Raw genomic sequence first — 535 nt, forward strand, 5'->3', positions numbered from 1 at the left:
CCGCTGAAATTCCGTTGCGGCTATGTCGGCCAGCAAATGCTCGCGTTCAGCTGGAACGACCCGGTCCCGCCGCTGAAGCCGCGCGTCGAACGCTCGTCGTCTTCGACGAAGAAGTTCAAGGGCAAGTCGCACCGCGGCAAAGCCAAGGCGAAGGCATCGAGCCGCGCCGGCAGCAAGAAGGCCGTCGCGACGAAGAAATCCAGCGGCCAGAAGAAGGCCGTGAAGAAAAAAACCGCGAAGAAGTCCTGATACGACGGAGCGGCAACGACAGCGGCAAAAAAGCCGGCGCATCACGAGATGCGCCGGCTTTTTTCATGCGACGACGAACGGCTGCGCTTACGCGAACGTGTCGACGTGCACCAGGATCGCGGCCAGCATCGCCGCGCCGAGCGCCGCGCTGCGCTCGCCGTTCCAGCCGACGCGCTCGTCGGGCAGGTTCGCGTTGTCCTTGAACGGCATTTCGAGCGTCAACGACAGGCAGCCGAACTGATGGCCGATGTACTTCGACGCGAGCTTCAGCGCATCTTCCTTGTAC

Annotated in this window: 2 pseudogenes; one reads left to right on the forward strand and one right to left on the reverse strand. The window is 62.8% G+C overall.

The window, feature by feature from the left end:
• Positions 1-249 (forward strand): annotated as a pseudogene (locus tag ACU8YE_RS24185) (BspC domain-containing protein); the annotation flags it as partial.
• Positions 250-336: 87 nt separating this feature from the next.
• Here the strand turns inward: ACU8YE_RS24185 and ACU8YE_RS24190 are convergent.
• A pseudogene (locus ACU8YE_RS24190) lies at positions 337-535 on the reverse strand (hypothetical protein); the annotation flags it as partial.

This window comes from Ralstonia sp. VS2407 (assembly GCF_052950655.1).